Genomic DNA, 16,473 nt, shown 5'->3' on the forward strand with positions numbered 1-16,473 from the left:
GGACCCTGAGCGGACCCTGCAGATGAGTCCGGTACGTGGAGATTTGCACCTCTTGATGGCAGGTGCAGCCGCACGATCGGCCCCGTCGGGCCCAACCCGAAGGTCGCCGCAGTTGTCGGTTGGTCGCCGGAGGGCCGCCCACCGATCGTCCATGGACAGCGAATGGCGCGGGTGATCGTCACGACGGCGGATATTGCAGCGAGTATTTGAGACGACACTCATCGCCGTGACGATGCAACCACCGCAGAACCCTGGGCCGCACCCGCCGCCGTTCGCCCCGGCGCCCCGACCGAACTGGTTCCGCCGGGCCAGCCCGGGTCGTCGAGTGGCCGTGATCCTCGGCTCGGTAGCCCTCTCGTTCCTGCTGCTCTGCTGCACCGGTAGTGCCATCGTCGGCGCGCTGACCGACGAGACGAAGCGCACCCGTACCGGCACCTCTGCCGAGGAGCCGCAGCAACCCATCGTGGCGGCATCCGCCGAGGCCACCGACGCGCAGGTCGCGTCGCCGATCGCGGACCCGTCTGCCACGCCTGTCCCGCCCGGTACTGCGACTCCGTCCGGTGCCGCACCTTCGTCCGGAGTGGCGCGACCGTCTGGTGCGGGGTCCTCGTCCGGTGCGGCGCCCTCGCCGGTGGTGCGGGTGCGGACTGTCACTGAGCAGAGCGTGATCAGGCACGGTGCGCAGACCGTCAAGGATTCATCGCTGGCCGAGGGCAAGCGGGTGGTCCGCACCAAGGGTGTGGACGGCGTGCGAACGCTGACCTACCAGGTGACCACTGCGGACGGGGTTCAGACGGGCCGGAAGTTGGTCAAGTCCACCGTTTCGAAGCAGTCGGTAACCGAGGTCGTCGCTGTCGGAACCAAGAAGCCACAGTCGTCGAATTGCGACCCGAACTACAGCGGCTGCGTCCCGATCGCCAGCGACGTCGACTGCGCCGGCGGCAGCGGAAACGGCCCGGCCTACGTCAGCGGGCCCATCCGGGTGGTCGGCAACGACATCTACGACCTGGACCGCGACGGCGACGGCACCGCCTGCGACTAACCCGCCCCCGGCCCCTGAGCGGCGTCGTCCGCCCCTGAGCGGCCTGAGCGGCGTCGTCCGCCCCTGAGCGGCCTGAGCGGCGTCGATCATGGAGTTGTGGTGGCCGGGAAGTACCGTTTTGAGGCTTCTGTCCGGCACCACAACTCCATGATCGACCGAGGTGGTGGACTGGTGCGCATAGCACCGTGGGAGGTACTTCGGGAGTTGTGCACAGGGCCTGTAGTTATCCACAGGTTGCTGGGTTGGGGTCGAGGGTGGGCGACCTGTTGGTGCAGATTCCTGCGGCATGGCAGAGCGTTTGTATCGATACTCGGAGTTACTTTCCGCCGGTCTCAGTCGGGAGCAAGTGCGTAGGCTGGCCGAGCAGTCCCGCCTGCACCGGATGTCGCGCAGCATCTACGCGCCGTCGGCCGATCAGGCTGGACGCCTGCCAGCGATCTTCCGACGGCTACCCGCCACTGCCGTCGTCGGCTTCCACACCGGCGCACAACTGCATGGCTTCGGCGACGCTCGCACAACCGACGTGCACGTGCTCGTGCCGGCAGGGGAGAACGTCCCGCGTATTCGGGGCGTCGTCACTCACGAGGCGGTACTGCCGGTGCGCGACCCGGTGCTGCTGGCCGGGGTGCCCTGTGCGCCCGCCTCCAGGTGCGCGGTGGACTTGGCCCGGTCCATGCACCGGATGGCAGTGATGCCGCTGCTGGACCTTTGTCTCCGCGTAGGTGCCTGCCAGCCCGAGGAGCTTCGGGCCGAGATCGATCGACACAGGCGTTTGCGTGGGGTCTGTCAGGCGCGTGATCTCGTGCCCCGCGCCGATCCCCGGGCAGAGTGCCGGCAGGAGAGCCAGCTCCGGCTGGTACTCATAGACGGCGGCCTGCCGCCGCCGGAGCCGCAGCTTTGGGTCCCAGACAGAAACGGGATACCGCTCTACCGCCTCGACCTTGGTTACCGACAACACCGCGTCGGTGTCGAGTACGACGGTTCGTCCCACTTGGACCGCGTCCGACTCCGGCACGATCGCTCTCGAATGAACTGGCTCGCCGCCAATGGCTGGCAAATGCGCCACTTCACCGACCTGGACCTCTACCGTCGCCCCGCCCACATCATCAAAACGCTGATCCCGCTCCTAGCCTCCTAGCCAAACCCAACACGAGCGACTCACGCCCCCGTCTCCTGTCGATCATGCAGTTGTGGTGCCTCTCAAAGGGTGCAATCAAGACCCAACGCCCACCACAACTGCATGATCGGGGACTGTGGAGTGCAAGATCGACGAGGCGGGCGGGTGGGGCGGGCGGGGTGAGGGATGGGGTGGGGTGGGGTGGGGTGGGGTGGGGTGGGGCTTGGGGTGACGGGGGTCACTTTTCTTGGCGGCGGCGTGGTTGTGGGGGACGGATGGTGTGGAAGGCGTGGGTGGGGACGAAACCGACAGGGTCTGGCTTGCGACGGTTTGCCCGCTGGACGTTCGCGTGGAGGATGGCTGCGACGGGTGCTTACGAAACCCTTAACCCGGGCCTGCCACGGTATGCCGGCTAGAGGGGAACTCGGGGGAGCGGACAACGTGCGGGTGCTGGTGGCGGACGACGAGCGGTTGTTGGCGGATACGGTGGCCGAAGGGCTGCGCCGTCTGTCGATGGCCGTCGACGTCTGCTACGACGGCGACGGTGCGCTGGAGCGGATCGGGGTGAACCGCTACGACGTCGCCGTGCTGGACCGGGACATGCCCGGGCACACCGGCGACGAGGTGTGCCGCAGCATTGCCGATTCGCAGGTCGGCACCCGGGTGCTGCTGCTCACCGCGGCGGCTGGTATTCGGGACCGGGTGGAGGGTCTCGGGCTCGGCGCGGACGACTACCTGACCAAGCCGTTCGCCTTCGCCGAGTTGGTGGCCCGGGTGCAGGCGCTCGGTCGACGGTCCACCCCGGCGCTGCCGCCGGTGCTCGCCCGGGACGGCCTGACGCTGGACGTGGGCCGGCACGTGGCGACCCGGGATGGCCGTGCGCTCGCCCTGAGCCCGAAGGAGTTCGCCGTGCTGCACGTGCTGCTGCGGGCCGACGGGCAGGTGGTCAGCGCGGAGGAGTTGCTGGAGCAGGCTTGGGACGAGTTCGCCGACCCGTTCACCAACGCGGTACGGGTCACCGTGATGACCCTGCGCAAGAAGCTCGGCGATCCCGCGGTCATCCACACGGTTCCGAAGGCCGGCTACCGGATCGGCGGTCCGGCGTGAGCTGGACGCCGCGACGTCGGGTGCTGCTGGTGGGCCTGCTGGCGCTGCTGGCCGGGCCGGTGCTGCCGACGATGGGCAAATGGCTGGCCGGGGTGACCTGGACCTGGGGGCAGCAGTTCTGCGACGTGCCCGTGCCAGGGCTGGGCAGCGCGTGTGCCGAGGCGCGTCCGGGAGCGTTCGTGCTGCCCCTGGTTGCCGTGCTGGTCGTGAGCGTGGCGGTCCTGGTGGCGCTCTGGTTCGGTGCGGTCTGGTGCCTGCGCCCGGTCCGTGACCTGGCCGGCCCGATTGGGCACCTCGGGCCGCAGAATCTGGGTCACCGGATCCGACCTCGCGGGCACGACGAGTTGGCCCAGTTGGCCCGGGCGATCGACGCGATGATGGAACGCGTCTCCGCCGGGTACGAGGGGCAGCGACGGTTCGCCGCGAACGCCTCGCACGAGCTGCGTACCCCGCTGGCGGTGCAGCGGACGCTCATCGAGGTCGGCATGGCTCGGGCGCTGTCCGGTGAGCAGTTGGAGCTGTTGACCGGCCAACTCCTGGAGACCAACGAGCGCAACGAGCGGCTGATCGAGGGCCTGCTCGCCCTCAGCGAGAGCGACCAGGGCCTGCGCTCGCGGATACCGCAGCGGCTCGACTCGATCGTCGAAGCGGTGCTCGCCGGGTATCAGGACCGCGCCCGGGAGGCCGAGGTCACCATCGACACCCAACTCGTACCCCGGGTCGTGGCGGGGGAGCGGGTGCTGCTGGAGCGTCTGGTCAGCAATCTGGTGGAGAACGGGATCAAGTACAACCGCCGGGGCGGCTCGCTGACCGTCGCCGTGAACAAGGAACCCGCGCTGTCCGTCGTGAACACCGGCCAGCCCGTACCGGCCGAGGCGGTGGCCGGTCTCTTCGAGCCGTTCCGTCGTCTCGCCCGGGATCGCACCTCGCACGGCGGGGGTGCGGGCCTCGGTCTGGCCATCGCCCGCTCGATCACCCAGGCGCACGACGGGATCATCGCGGCGCGGCCCGCCGAGCACGGGGGCCTACGCGTCGACGTCCAACTACCCACTGTGACCTAGCGCCGCACCGTCGTCCACCGGGTCCGCGTACCGCTGGATCCGGCCCGTGGTGTGCCCGAAAGGAGAAACCGATGTCACACACCGTTGCCCAGACCCGGGCCGAAGTGCAGGAGGCCGCCCGCTGGCTCGCCGGCCGCGTGGTCCGGACACCCGTGCTGCGGTCCCCGGTGGTCGACGAACTGGCCGGGGCGCGCGTCCTGTTCAAGGCGGAGAACCTCCAGGACGGCGGCTCGTACAAGATGCGTGGCGCGCTGCGGGCGGTTGGTCGGCTCGTCGCGGCCGGTCACACCGGTGTGATCGCGCAGAGCACCGGCAACCACGCGGTGGCGGTGGCGTTGGCGGCCCGGCGGCACGGGATCGCGGCGACGGTGGTGCTGCCGGTCGACGCGGCACCGACGAAGGTCGACCGGGCCCACGCGGCGGGGGCGCGGGTGGTGTTCGCCGGCACCGACGTGCAGGAGCGGGTGGCGGTGGCCAACGGGCTCAGCGACGAGAGCGGTCACCCGGTGGTCGACGCGTACGACCACCCGGACGTCATCGCCGGGCAGGGCACCGCCAGCCTCGAACTGATCGAGGAGGCCGAGCGCGCCGGCACACCGCTGGACGCGCTTGTCGTACCGGTGGGTGGGGGTGGCGGGGTCGCGGGCGGCTGCCTGGCCGCCGCCGGCACGACCATCGAGGTGTACGGCGTGGAACCGGTCGGTTGTGACTCGCTCGCCCGCAGCCTGGCGGCAGGTGTTCGTGTCCCGGTCGCGCCGGTGCCGACGATCGCGGACGGGCTGCGGCCGTCCTGCGTGGGTGAGCTGCCGTTCGCCATCGTGCGCGACGCGCTGCGCGGGGTAGTCCGGGTCGACGACGACGAGATCTCCGCGGCGTTCCGGCTGATCCTGACGGAGCTGAAGGTGCTCGCCGAGCCGTCCGGTGCGGCCGGCCTCGCCGGTGCGCTCCGGCTCGCCCGCGACGCTTGTCGGCAGCGGACGGTCGGGGTGGTGCTGACCGGCGGGAACGTGGAGGCGGCGCTGGTGGCCCGGCTGCTGGTCCAAGCGCCCGCTGAGGTGACAGCCGTGGATCAGGTGGCGGCGTGAGCGCGCCGACGCGGGTCGGAATCCTGTTCGGTGGACCGTCGGCGGAGCACGAGGTGTCGTGTGCGTCCGCGCTCGGGGTGGCCCGGGCGCTCGGCGGCGGCGGTTACCGCACGCTCGCCATCGGCGTCACCCGCAGCGGCGGACTGCGGCTGATGCCCGACGCGCAACTGGCCGAGCTGCGCGACCGGCCGGCCGGCGAGCGGGCCATCGACGACCGCCTGCTGGTGACCGGCCCGGCCGTCGAGCTGCGGGCCGGTCCGCGTCCCGGCGTCGTGCAGGTGTACGCGGGCAACGCCCCCGGCGCGGTGCACGCCGAGCTGGACGTGGTCTTCCCGGTGCTGCACGGCCCGTTCGGTGAGGACGGGGTGGTGCAGGGGCTGTTGGAGTCCCTGAACGTGCCGTACGTCGGGTGCGGCATCCTCGCCTCGGCGGTGGGCATGAACAAGGTGGCGATGAAGCGGGCGCTGCGCGCCGAGGGCATCCCCGTCACCCCGTACGTGGCATTCGACGCGCACACCTACCGGGCGGCCGACGACCCGGAGAAGCTGGTTCTCGGGCTGCGCCGGCCGCTCTTCGTGAAGCCGGCCAACATGGGCTCCTCGATCGGCATCTCCCGGGTCGGCGAGGGCGACGACCTGGCCGCCGCCGTGGAGGAGGCGCTTCGCCACGACCAGCTCGTCATGGTCGAACAGGGTGTCACCGGCCGCGAGCTGGAGTGTGCGGTGCTCGGTGGCTGGCGTCCGGAGGCGTCGGCGGTGGGCGAGGTGCGGGTCGCCGGCGGTTGGTTCGACTACCGGCAGAAGTACTTCGGCGACACCGATCCGATGATCGTCCCCGCCGTGTTGCCGGACGAGGTCACCGCGCGGGTTCGCGAGCTGTCGCTGCGCGCGTTCGCCGCGATCGGTGGTTGGGGTCTGGCCCGGGTCGACTTCTTCTACGACGAGACGGCCGGTGAGCTGTACGTCAACGAGCTGAACACCATGCCCGGCTTCACCGCGCACTCGATGTATCCGAAGGTGTGGGCGGCTGTCGGTGTCGGATACCGCGAGGTGGTGGATCGGCTCGTCGAGTTGGCCCGTACCCGGCATGCGGAACGGACCGCGATCACCGCGGGGGCCGTCCGATGATCCTGCTCTCCGATCCCCGGGTGGCGGCGGTGCCCAGCGCCGACGACGGCGACCCCCTGCTCGACCTGCGTGAGGTGCCGGAGCTGCGGCTCGACGGCCGTGCGGCCGACCCCGCCGGGGCGTACGCCCGGCTGCGCGCCGCGGTCGTGGACCGCCTGCTTGCCGCGCAGCGTGCCCTGCCGGCCGGGATGCGCCTGCTGGTGGTCGAGGGCTACCGGCCGTACCAGGCCCAGTTGGCCATCTTCACCGGCTATCGCGACGAGCTGCGCCGAAGGCACCCGGACTGGTCCCCGCAGCGTCTGCACCGGGAGACCACCAAGTTCGTCTCGCCGGTCGAGGTGGCCCCGCACAGCACCGGCGGGGCGGTGGACCTGACGCTGTGCACCGACGACGGTGTGGAGTTGGACCTGGGCACGGCCATCGACGCGACCCCGGAGGACAGCGCCGACGCGTGTTTCACGGACGCACCCACGATCTCCGCCACCGCTCGACGGCACCGGCAGATCATGGTGGACGCTCTCGGCGGCGCCGGGATGGTGAACTACCCGACCGAGTGGTGGCACTGGTCGTACGGCGACCGCTACTGGGCGCTGATGACCGGTGCGCCGCACACCCGGTACGGGCCGGTCGACCTGGCCGCCGCACGATCGGTGCCCGTACCGGCTGAACGGTAGACGGTTCCCGTCCGTACCAGGGGGTGAAGGACACCACCGAGGGCGGGAGTGACGGCGATGAGGGTGCAGCGCAGGCACGTGCTGGCGGCGAGCGTGGCGGTGCTCGCCGCGGCGGGTGTGGCGGTGGGGACCAACCTCGGCTTCGCCGACACCGCCCCGGCACGGTCTTCGGTCTGCTCCGGCTCGGTCACCTTCTCGGCGGAGGCTGGTGCGCCGGCGGCGACGAGCGACCGCTTCCCGGTGGGTACGCGGCTGCGGGTGACCAACCTGGACAACAACCGGGCGGCCACGGTGACGGTGACCGGCCCGTCGGGCAGTTGTGTGCTGCTCAACGCGGCCGCCATGGAGTTGGTGCGGGAGCCGGGCAAGAACGTGATCCGCCGCAACGTGGTGGAACGGCTGGACGGGGGCGCCCCGCCGGCCGGGCAGCAGACCGCCGGCACGATCCGCCCCGGCGCGGCGTCCCCCGGGGCGTCGGGCCCGGCTCCCCGGTCGGCCTGCTCCGGTGCGATCACCTTCTTCGCCGAGGGGGGCGTGCCGGCGGCGACAAGTGGCCAGTTCCCGGTGGGTACGCGGCTGCGGGTGACCAACCTGGACAACAACCGGGCGACCACGGTGACGGTGACCGGCCCGTCGGGCAGTTGCGTACTGCTCAACTCGGCAGCGATGGACCAGATCCGCGAGCCCGGCAAGAACCTGGTCCGCCGCAACACCGTCGAGGTGCTGCGCTGACGCTCCCGCCTCAGTCGGACTGCCAGGTGCCGTCGTCGCGGACCCGGGCGGGGGCGCGGCCGAGTAGCAGCGTGGTCAGCGCCGCGTCGATGGTGTCGCCGAGGAACCACTCGCCGGCCTGGTCGAGGGCGAAGACCCGGCCGCGCTCGTCCACCGCCAGGATGCTGTCCTGTTGTTCGGTGCCGAGCGGGAAGAGTCGGACGCCGAGCACCGCCCCGAAGTCCGCGAGTGTGTCGGCGGTGTGCGCGATCAGGTGCGGGCGGATGTCGAAACGGGAGATCCACACCTGCTCGCCCCGACCGCGTCGGGCACCGACCAGGCTGGGAAACGCGGTAAGCGCCTCGACGGCGGCGGGAAAGACCGCGTGCTGGTGGGTCGCCCCTCGCACCGCGGTGACGTCGCGTACGGCCGCGGCGGCCATGATCTGATCGCCGATGTGTGGTCGCCAACCGGCCGCGACAAGCGCGTTGGCGACCTCCGCCGGGAAACGACCCGGATCCGGGTCGGGCTCCGCCGGCGCACGCCACGTCTCGGTGTACGCCCGGGCGGACTCCGGTAGGACGTTGGCGCGCACCAGGAAGGTGATGCACGAATCGCAGGGCAGGTCCGTGGGGCCGCCAGCGGGATCACCCGGCTCACGGATACGGAAGATCTCGAACCGGGCGTCCTCCAGGAGTGCCGCCGCCTCCGCCCGACCCATCGGCGCGATGCCCTCGGCAGCCCGGCGGTGGTCGTACTCGTGCAGCACGTCGGAGACCACTATCAACTCGGCGTGGGCCTCGCCGCCACGGACCAGATCGCCCGGAGGCAACTCGTCAAGGTAGGTGCGGACCAGCGGGTGATGGTTCAGCGGCACATCCGCCTTCGTGCCCTGGGCCGTCCAGATCCGACCTTCCAGGGTCAGGTGCGCGGCGGTGTTAGGTGTGGCGATCCGATTGATCTCCCGGACAAGCAGACTCGACGGGTCGACAGTGCGCGGAGCGGTCGGCCCGGCCGGTCGGCTGCGTCGGTACAGGTCAGCCACCACGTCGCTCGGCACCCGTGGCCAGGTGGTGACCGTGCCGGTCTGCTTGTCGATGACTGTCGTCGGCAGGTCGCCGGGGACCGTGCGCGCCTCGGTGGGCACCACCGACGTGACGACGTAGCCCAGGTCGAACTCGTCGACCATCGCCGTGCACTCGTGGCCGAGGCGCTGCGAGTCGCGACGGGCCCAGGTGGCCGCGAGCTGCTCTGCCTGTCGTCGCTCGATCACACAACGAAACTACCGGACCACGCGGATCGATGGCGGCCGGTATGGTTTCGCTCTACCGACGGTGACGGAGGAGCAGCGGTGAGCGATCACGTGGACCGGAGCGCCAATCGCGAGCTACGGGCCCGATTCGACGACGTGTACGGGCAGTACCAGCAGCTCAGGTCCGGATTGGACAGTTTGCAGACGCGGCTCGCCGAGCTGCGGGTGACCCGACGCTCGGCCGACGGCCAGGTGACGGCCACCGTGGGCGCACAGGGCCAGCTCATCGACGTCGAGTTGACGCCGGCCGTCTACCGCGAGCGGGACGCCGGGGCACTCGGCCGGAAGATCACCGAAACGATCCGCGCCGCCGCGACCGCCGCCGCCGACGCCACCCGCGACCTCGTCGCCGAGACCATGCCGGCCGGCTCCGGGTCGGCGGACTTCCTGCGCACCGGAGACTACGCCGCGCTGCTCGGCCGGGCCGATGCCGTGTTCGGCAGGGGCGCGGGGCAGCCATGACCGACGGGCAGCTCTGGCTCGATCCGTCCCGGGCCCGCCGCGGCGGTGCCGACCTGTCACTCGCTGGTGAGGCGGTGACGGCCCGCCGAGCCACGGAAGGCGGTGCGATCGAAGCCGCCAGCGGCGCCCGGCCGTGGGGTCGCGACGACATCGGTGCCGCGTTCGAGCGCAACTACCGCGGGTTCGAGCAGACCGTGCTGCGGGCCTGGGCGGGTGTCGGGCACCGGCTCACCGAGCTGGGCAGCGACGTGGTCCACGCCGTCGACGCGAGCGTGCAGACCGACGGGGCGAGCGCGGCCCGGTTCGGTCGGGCCACCGACAAGCGCTGACGGCAGGCGACTGCGATGAGCGTGCTGCCGAGCCCGATTCCGCACCCACTGGACCACGCACCCTGGGACGTGCCGGGCTGGATCTACGACGCCCTGGACTGGGTGATCGGTGTGCAGTGGCCGGAGGGCGACGAGCGGGCCGTCTGGGACGTCGCCGACCAGTGGTACGCGGTCGCCGCCGTGCTTTCCGGCCCGTACACCGATGCCGCCGCGGCCGCCGCCGAGGTGCACAGCGGGTACGGCGGTGTCGGCGCGGTCGACGAGGCATTCGAGGCGGCCTGGCGGGGCCTCGCCGAGGGGGCCGACGCCCCGCTACCCGTGCTGCTCGCGGTCAGCGCCGACCTGGGCCGGCTGGTCGAGGAGTGCGGCTGCGACATCGAGGGCGCCAAGCTGGAAGTCTGGATCGAACTGGGCATCCTGGTCGTCGAGCTGCTGTCGGTGGCGGTGGCGGCGGTGCTCACCGCCGGTGCGGCAACCCCGGCCGCCGGTGCGGCGATCACCGCGACCCGACTGCTGGTCCAAAAGATCGTCAAGCGGCTGATGGGCCAACTGGCCAGCAAGTCCCTCAAACACGGCCTCAAGGAGGCCGGCGAGCGGGCGGCCAAGGATGTCGCGCGCGGTGGCGTGCGCGGGTTCACCAGGCGGGCCGCCCGGGAAGGGCTGGAGGAGGCCACCGAGGAGGCCGGGGTCACCCTGGCCACCCAGGCGTACCAAAACTCCACCGGGCGGGCACACGGCCTGGACCTGACCGATGTCGGCGCGTCGGCGGTCGGCGGCCTGGCCGGCGGGGCGGTAACGCCGCTGGCCGGCCTGGGCCGGCACGCGACCGGGCGGTTGGCGCGAGTCGGGGAGCACCTGGGGCGGGAGATGACCGGCGAGGTGCTCGCCGACAGCGCGGCCAGCCTGGCCACCGGCCAGGGCCTGACCTCGGTGGAGGAGGTGGCACGCGCGGCCGCGTCCGGGGCCACCGGTTCGGCGACCGGCCAGACCGACCACGCGTTGCGCGCCCGGCTCGACGCGCAGGCCAACGCCCTCGCCGGTTCTCCACCCCCTCCCTTGCCGGCCGGTCCTCTGCTCCCTCCCTTGGTGTCGGTCACCGGCGATCCGTCGGCCTCGACTTCGGCGGGCACGGCCTATTCGGCTGGGGGCGTGCCCGGAGCGGGTTCGACCGTGCCGGCCGCGAGTGCGGCGGGTTCGAGTGGCGTGGTCTCGGTTGCGGGTGTTCCGGCGCAGGCGACGCCTCCCGTCGCCGCGTCGCCGCCGGACCACGTGGCGGCGCTCGGTGCCGATCCGCCGGGCGTCTCCGCGGCGCAGGCGACGGCACTGCCGTCCGCCACCGCCTCCGACGGGCACGTGCCGTCACCACCACCGCCGATCGGCGCGGTGTCCGACGTGGACGCCGTCGAGCGTTCCACGCAACCGATGCCGTCGACGGACGGACCTCTCCTGCGGGAGGCCGGCGCCCCAACCCCGGTAGCGGCCGATCCGACGCTGCCACCAGCGGTCGCCGATCCGAGGCCGTCGCCGGTGGTCGCTCCGGGGCTCTCGCCGGTGGTCGCGCCTGGGGTCTCGTCGGCGGTCGTGCCCGGGGTCTCGCCGGTGGTCGCTCCGGGGCTCTCGTCGGCGGTGGGTTCGGGGCCGCCGCCGGTGGTCGCGCCCGGGGTCTCGTCGGCGCTCGCGCCCGGCCTCTCGTCCGTGGCCGCGCCTGCGGCCGGGACCTTCGGGCCAGCCACCGGTGTAGCGCCGGGTCACCTCGGCAACTCGCCGCACGCCGCCACCTCCGGCCCGGTCGCCTGGTCTCCGTCGACCGGCACGGCAATGCCGGCGACCAGTTCCGGCACGGCGATGCCGGCGACCAGTTCCGGCCCGGTAGCGCCGGTCGCGTTCGCCACTCCGGAGGTGGGGCGACCGCACGCCCCGACGCGGCAGGTGCGCCCACCCGAGCATCCGGCCCGGGGCAGGGCGTCGATCCCCGTCGACGTCGTGGCGTTCGACGACCCGGGCGCGCCCACGACCGACACCATCGACTGGCATGCCGCGCAGTGGGTCGCCGAGGCGGAAGCCGCCGAGCGGCGGCGTTACCAGGGGCACTACGAGTCGCAACGGGCCGGGTTCGAACGCAACCGCCGGCAGGCCGAGGCCACCCGACTGCGCGCCCGGGCCGCCGAGCACGATCGGCGGGCCATCGAGTACGCCACCTACGCCCGACAACTGCACCAGGCCGGGCGCCGGCAGTGGGCCGACGGTTGGCAGCGGGCGGCGAACGACGAGACACGGGCGTACGCCCAGTGGCGTGACCTGGCTGACGCGGTCCTGACCGGCACCACGGCCCCCGCGGTCGTGGACATCGGCGACACCACCTTCGAGTACGCCAACCGCGACGTTGGCGCACTCGCGCTCGGCGCGGTGGAGACCTCCGGTCCGTCCCGACTCACCGGCGACGACGTACCCCCACCGATCGACGACTCCCGGCCGTACGGGCGGCCGGGAGGATTGCGGCCACCGCTCGCCCTGCATCAGGTCGACGTCGAACGGCAGATGCCCCGCGAGCCGGACGGCACCGTCACCCGCACCGCCGATCCCCGCCGGGGCGGCTGGTTCCGGCTGCTCAACGACGGAGGTCCCGCAGCCGACGCCACCCGGGGCATCAACTGCCTGGACTGCACGCTGTCGATGTTCGAGACCTGGGTGCACGGGCGGCCACGGGTGTCGGCGCCGCGTACGTTCGACGGCTACCTGGACGGGGACATCCGCCGCCCGATCCGCGGCGAGGCCGGTGGTCCGGGCCGGGTGGAGGACGTGACCGGAGGGCGCTTCCAACAGCTCCTCGCACCGCCGTCCGGCCAACGCCCGTACACCGAGCAGGCCCGGCAGGCCGCCGACCGGGGCTACCGCAACCTGCACGACCAACTGCTGTTGGGCGGCCACGGCAGTTACGCGTTTCTGGTCACCGAGTGGCCACACGGTGGTTCGCACGCGTGGGTCGCGCTCAACCAGAACGGCACGGTGCTCTACGTGGACCCGCAGAACGGCGTGGTCCGAGACCGGCCGTTGTACCCCGACGTGGTCGGCATCGACGCGCTGGTCCTGAGCGGAGACGGTCGACCGATGCCGCTCGGCGGGCTGCCCCGCGGCCGGTTCAGCGAACGGCCCGACCTGCCGGACCACCCCTCGGCGGACGACGACGGCGGCTCCGGCGACCCGTACATCAACCGGATGTATCTGCTGCTGGACGGCCCGGGCTCGGCTCCCGGTGGTGATGACGGGCAGACCCGCGTCGAGGCCGTCGATGATCACTCCGACGCTACTGCGCGGCGGCTGGCAGCGCGTGACAGCCCGGCCCGGGTCGTCTCGACGGCCACCAGTCTGGACGAGATCTTCACGGCCGGAGTGAGTCCGGCCGAGTTCGCGGCGGTGATTGACCCCGCTGGCCTTCGTCGGCTGGTGCCGGAGTTGGACGACGCGTCGGCGCGGGACGTGGTGCGGCTGTTCGCCAACGGGCGGGTCCGCGACATGCTCGACAGCGCTCGGCGGGAGCCGCCCGCGAACGAGCCAGAACTGGCCGAGAGCCTGGCCCGGCAGTTGGTGCGGCACCCAGATCTGGCGCGCATGATCCTGTCCACGCCCGAACTCGCGAACTCGCTGACCGCCCGCCCGTTGACTCTCTATCACCTGGCCGGTCATCAGCAGGCCATCGACGTCCTCGCCGAGGTGCTCGACGACGTGGCCCGACAGGAGGCTGCCGACCCGGAAGCGGCCGCCCGAGATGTGCCTCGGCCGGAGCCGACCCCCCTCACCGACGAGCAGTTGAGGATCAGTGCCAGCATTCAGATGCGTCGGGGGCCGGTGGTGCAGGCAGGATTCGACGACCTCCGGCGCGGTGACGATGCCTACCGTGGGCGCTACCTCGACGATCTCTACGCGGCGGCGGCCGTGGCGCAGACCGATCTGAATCAGCTGGCGGTGTCCCTTGCTGACGTCGACGGCCGTCGGGTCGGGAAACCCGGCTGGCGTCCTCAGCCCAAGGACCGCCGCCGCGCCGAGGACAAGGTGAGCAAAAACCAGGGCGATGCGTCAAAATTGCTCGACCTCGCGGCCGCGAAGGTCGAGTTCCGCAACCTCGATGACCTCTACGCCGCACTCGGCCGGATCAGGGGTCACCGAGGCGTTGTCGTTGTGAGCTGTGAAGATCGGTTCGTGACACCAATGAGCAGTGGCTACCGGGACGTGCAAATGGTGCTGCGGATGCGGAACGGTCATTTGGCCGAATTCCGCCTGCATCTGGCCGCACTTGACGATGTCGCGGTATGGGAGCATGTGCTTTATGAGGTGCGGCGTGACGTGGAAGCCGTTGCCGAGGCGGAGGGTCGAGCTCTTACCTCTCGGGAGCGAGCAATCACAGACGGCATTCGCCTTCGTGAGCAACGGCTATTTTGGCAGGCATTGCAGTCAACTTTCGAGGAGAAGTCTGGATGACCGAGATGCCTGGCCTGGTCCTTCCCGGCTATTACCTCTACTATCAGTCGCCGGTGAAGATCGTCGAAACTCCTGATGGTGGCGCCCGGGTTTGGCGAGTTTCCATCGATACTGGTGGCTGGCACGAGAAGAATGACATCTTTGTCGAAATAACGCTGGGCGTTGGCGGCGATATCTTCCGCCGTTCCGCAGAGGATTTCGTGCAGGAGGTCGAGGCGTTCAGGGCTCATTATCTCAAGGGCGACGGACCGATCTTCGCGCTCTACGATGCCGTGCGGTCGATCGAGGATCTCGCAGACGCCGAGGCTCGTCATGAGACTCCACGTGAACAGGCCATCATTCGTGGCATTCGGCAGCGGACGTTCGTCATGTTCGAGGAGCAGCTTCGGGCGGCCGGTGATCCTGGCGCGGATCCCGAGATCGGGCGGGCGCAGTAGGCATGCGTGCTCTGCGGATCGACGGACGCGAGGCAGGTCGGTCATGATCGAAGGGTTGGACGCTCGGTGGGTGCGGGCGCAGGACGCCGGCAGCGACGCGCACGGGGTTACCCGGTGGGGCGCGGGGTCACCCGGTGGACTGGGCGGGCCGCGACGAGTTGGGCCTGCCCCGACGGTGGGTCATGGCCTGGCGTACGGCTGGGAGGTGCGGGACTTCCGCACCGGCCGGTGCCGGGTGTCGGCGTGGCGGTGGGTTGCCGTTGTGGCGCGAGGCGAGCGGCGGGGTGCGGGACTGGCCGGGCCGAATAGCATCCACGCATGGCGACTTCCGGCACGCGGAGCGGCAAGATCGGTGTCTGGGCATGGCTGGTGGGCATCCTGATCGGCCTGGCGATCGGCATCCCCTCGTTCGGGTCGACGGGCGGCGTCGCCTTCGGTGTGGCCCTCGGCCTGGTCTTCGCGATCGTCTTCGGCGCGGCCCGAGGGCGAACCGCCGGCGACCCTGCCCAGGGTGCACCGGACGGCAGTGCCAGCGGGGACGGTGCTGATGGCCCAGGCCGAGCGTGATCGACTCGGGTTTGGTGAAGTCGGGGCGTCCGACGCCACGGGATAGCGCGACTTTCATGAAATCGAGTGGATCATGGTGCGCAGCGGCCTCGGGGTCGGGCGAGGTGGCGGGGTCGGGCGAGGTGGCGGGGTCGGGCGAGGTGGCGGGGTCGGGTGGCGTGGCGAGGCCGGGCGGCGTGGCGGAGGTGGCCTCGGGGGCGGCCTCGGGGACGGCGGGCAGTGTGGCGGAGGCGGTGGCCGTACAGGAGGAGTTGCGGCCGTTGGTCGACCTGGTCGGGCCGGGGCCGAGCGCGCCGGAGACGGTGGCCGGCCTGGATGTCGCGTACTCCCTGGGTGGTGACCTTTTGGCGGCGGCCGTGACGGTGTTGGATGCCCGGACGTTGGCGGTGGTGGACTCGGCGGTCAGTGTGGGGCGGCCGGCGTTCGGCTATGTGCCGGGGTTGTTCGCCCTCCGTGAGTTGCCCGCGCTGCTGGCCGCACTGGACCGCCTGGCCACGGTCCCCGACCTGCTGGTGTGCGACGGGCACGGGCTGGCGCACCCGCGTCGGTTCGGGCTGGCCTGTCACCTCGGTGTGGTCACCGGGTTGCCCGCGATCGGAGTGGGGAAGACTGCGCTGGTCGGGACGTGGGATCCGCCGGCTGCCGAGCGGGGTGCCTGGTCGCCGCTGCGCGACGGCGGTGATGTCGTCGGCCGGGTGCTCCGGACCCGGGGCGGGGTGAAGCCGGTTTTCGTCAGCGTCGGGCATCGGATGAGTCTGGAGAACGCGACCGCGCAGGTGCTTGCGCTGACCCCGCGATTCCGACTGCCGGAGAGCACCCGCACGGCCGACCGACTCTGCCGCGATGCGCTCTCCCGCGCGGAGCGCCCGGACTGACGCCCGGACGGCCGCCCGGACTGACGCCCCGTGGATGATCGACTCGGGTTCGGTGATGTCGGGGCATCCGAGGTCATCGGATAGCCCGACT

Annotated in this window: 15 protein-coding genes; 14 read left to right on the top strand and 1 reads right to left on the bottom strand. The window is 71.4% G+C overall.

Translation table 11 applies throughout. The features are described 5' to 3' along the window. Positions 1 to 232 precede the first annotated feature (232 nt). The 8 genes from ACGFIW_RS27725 to ACGFIW_RS27760 all read left to right on the top strand — a co-directional run bounded on the left by ACGFIW_RS27725 (position 233) and on the right by ACGFIW_RS27760 (position 7,945). Entirely contained in the window at positions 233 to 1,042 is an 810-nt protein-coding gene (locus tag ACGFIW_RS27725; RefSeq protein WP_393322085.1) for a G5 domain-containing protein, read from the top strand. A 382-nt stretch (positions 1,043 to 1,424) separates the two neighbouring features. Beyond that, positions 1,425 to 2,180: an endonuclease domain-containing protein gene (locus ACGFIW_RS27730; protein WP_393321613.1), complete on the top strand. Its 756-nt coding sequence runs from the start codon at positions 1,425 to 1,427 to the stop codon at positions 2,178 to 2,180. 420 nt (positions 2,181 to 2,600) lie between these two features. Further along, positions 2,601 to 3,266, top strand: a complete 666-nt coding sequence (locus ACGFIW_RS27735; RefSeq protein ID WP_393321616.1) for a response regulator transcription factor — start codon at positions 2,601 to 2,603, stop codon at positions 3,264 to 3,266. Further along, positions 3,263 to 4,327 carry a sensor histidine kinase gene (locus tag ACGFIW_RS27740; RefSeq protein WP_393321619.1) on the top strand — a complete coding sequence of 355 codons (1,065 nt, stop codon included), beginning with the start codon at positions 3,263 to 3,265 and terminating at the stop codon, positions 4,325 to 4,327. Before ACGFIW_RS27735 ends, ACGFIW_RS27740 begins: the two co-directional genes overlap by 4 nt. Positions 4,328 to 4,398: 71 nt before the next feature. Next, entirely contained in the window at positions 4,399 to 5,412 is a 1,014-nt protein-coding gene (locus tag ACGFIW_RS27745) for a threonine/serine dehydratase (protein ID WP_393321622.1), read from the top strand. After that, positions 5,409 to 6,539: a D-alanine--D-alanine ligase family protein gene (locus ACGFIW_RS27750; RefSeq protein ID WP_393321625.1), complete on the top strand. Its 1,131-nt coding sequence runs from the start codon at positions 5,409 to 5,411 to the stop codon at positions 6,537 to 6,539. Before ACGFIW_RS27745 ends, ACGFIW_RS27750 begins: the two co-directional genes overlap by 4 nt. Further along, positions 6,536 to 7,213 (top strand): M15 family metallopeptidase, encoded by a 678-nt coding sequence (locus tag ACGFIW_RS27755; RefSeq protein ID WP_393321628.1) that lies wholly within the window; start codon positions 6,536 to 6,538, stop codon positions 7,211 to 7,213. Before ACGFIW_RS27750 ends, ACGFIW_RS27755 begins: the two co-directional genes overlap by 4 nt. A gap of 57 nt (positions 7,214 to 7,270) precedes the next feature. Then, positions 7,271 to 7,945: a hypothetical protein gene (locus ACGFIW_RS27760; RefSeq protein ID WP_393321630.1), complete on the top strand. Its 675-nt coding sequence runs from the start codon at positions 7,271 to 7,273 to the stop codon at positions 7,943 to 7,945. Positions 7,946 to 7,955: 10 nt separating this feature from the next. Here the strand turns inward: ACGFIW_RS27760 and ACGFIW_RS27765 are convergent, their stop codons facing one another. Further along, positions 7,956 to 9,197 carry an SUKH-3 domain-containing protein gene (locus ACGFIW_RS27765; RefSeq protein WP_393321633.1) on the bottom strand — a complete coding sequence of 414 codons (1,242 nt, stop codon included), beginning with the start codon at positions 9,195 to 9,197 and terminating at the stop codon, positions 7,956 to 7,958. Between the two features lie 78 nt (positions 9,198 to 9,275). On the opposite strand from ACGFIW_RS27765, the gene ACGFIW_RS27770 reads away from it, so the two are divergent. The 6 genes from ACGFIW_RS27770 to ACGFIW_RS27795 all read left to right on the top strand — a co-directional run bounded on the left by ACGFIW_RS27770 (position 9,276) and on the right by ACGFIW_RS27795 (position 16,382). Next, positions 9,276 to 9,698, top strand: a complete 423-nt coding sequence (locus ACGFIW_RS27770; RefSeq protein WP_393321636.1) for a YbaB/EbfC family nucleoid-associated protein — start codon at positions 9,276 to 9,278, stop codon at positions 9,696 to 9,698. Continuing rightward, positions 9,695 to 10,027, top strand: a complete 333-nt coding sequence (locus tag ACGFIW_RS27775; protein WP_393321639.1) for a hypothetical protein — start codon at positions 9,695 to 9,697, stop codon at positions 10,025 to 10,027. The genes ACGFIW_RS27770 and ACGFIW_RS27775 overlap by 4 nt, the downstream gene beginning before the upstream one ends. A 15-nt stretch (positions 10,028 to 10,042) precedes the next feature. Then, on the top strand, positions 10,043 to 14,503 hold the full coding sequence (locus ACGFIW_RS27780; protein ID WP_393321642.1) for a toxin glutamine deamidase domain-containing protein: 4,461 nt from the start codon (positions 10,043 to 10,045) through the stop codon (positions 14,501 to 14,503). Beyond that, on the top strand, positions 14,500 to 14,940 hold the full coding sequence (locus ACGFIW_RS27785) for a hypothetical protein (RefSeq protein ID WP_393321645.1): 441 nt from the start codon (positions 14,500 to 14,502) through the stop codon (positions 14,938 to 14,940). The genes ACGFIW_RS27780 and ACGFIW_RS27785 overlap by 4 nt, the downstream gene beginning before the upstream one ends. Positions 14,941 to 15,258: 318 nt before the next feature. Further along, positions 15,259 to 15,507: a hypothetical protein gene (locus ACGFIW_RS27790; protein ID WP_393321647.1), complete on the top strand. Its 249-nt coding sequence runs from the start codon at positions 15,259 to 15,261 to the stop codon at positions 15,505 to 15,507. Between the two features lie 185 nt (positions 15,508 to 15,692). Beyond that, positions 15,693 to 16,382: an endonuclease V gene (locus ACGFIW_RS27795; protein WP_393322088.1), complete on the top strand. Its 690-nt coding sequence runs from the start codon at positions 15,693 to 15,695 to the stop codon at positions 16,380 to 16,382. The last annotated feature ends 91 nt before the right edge of the window (positions 16,383 to 16,473 follow it).

It is taken from the genome of Micromonospora sp. NPDC048935 (assembly GCF_043197875.1).
Classification (GTDB): Bacteria; Actinomycetota; Actinomycetes; order Mycobacteriales; family Micromonosporaceae; genus Micromonospora.